At 71.7% G+C, this 834-nt stretch carries 1 pseudogene; it reads left to right on the plus strand.

Annotated features, from left to right (window positions below):
* Nucleotides 1-270: 270 nt before the first annotated feature.
* Nucleotides 271-834, plus strand: a pseudogene (locus DAT37_RS36715) (hypothetical protein); the annotation flags it as partial.

The following is an 834-nucleotide window of genomic DNA, read 5'->3' on the forward strand; positions in this document are numbered from 1 at the left end:
GGATCGCCGTAGCTCATCATGCCCAGGCAGACGCGGGAGACCTTCAGACCGGTGGTGCCAAGTCGGATGTATTCCATGAAACCACCATATGACGGTGATCTCCGGACGAACTTCGCTTACCCGAAGCCCGTAAAGCGCTTTACACGGGCGGGTCGATCGGGTCGATTAGAGAGGGCGAGGCGGAGGGTCCGCTCTCGGGGAGTCGGTCGACCGGGTGCCGGGGGATGGGTGTACGGGACAGACGGCGGGTTCGCCACTCGGATGCGCTCGGTGTTCGCGGCTCCGCCGGCCCCGTTGTGGCCGGGTGGGTTCGCCGTGATGGCCGGGATCCTGGCCGTGGCGGTGCCGGTCCAGGCGGGGCTGGCGGAGACGGGGCAGGTGCTCGCGGGCACGGGGGTCCTGCTCGTGCTGCTCGGGGCGCACATGCGGTTCGTGCTGGGGATGCTGGCGCGGCGCGACGGCCGGTGGTGGCTGGTCGGCGTCCAGGCGTGGCTGACGTACGTCCCGCTGCCGTTCTTCGGCGCGGCGTGGACGCCGGTCTGCGGGCTGCTGTCGGGCGCCCTGCTCATGGTGGCGTACCGGATCCGCTCCGTCGTCCTGGTGGGCCTGGCCATGGCCTGCGGGCCGGTCCTGCTGTGGGCCCCGCAGGACATGCTGTCCTACTCCGGCTGGGTGATCGCCGCCCCGCTGCTCGGCCTGGTCGAGTACGCCCTGGTCAGCCTCGCGGCGCGGGCGCACTGGCTGGCCGGCGCGCGCAACGAGGTCATCCGGCGGGCCGTGGCCCTCGAACGCCGCAGGTTCACCCGGGACCTGCACGACCTGGTGGGGCACCGG

Origin of the sequence: Nocardia aurea, assembly GCF_003123685.1 — a bacterium.
GTDB lineage: Bacteria > Actinomycetota > Actinomycetes > Mycobacteriales > Mycobacteriaceae > Nocardia > Nocardia aurea.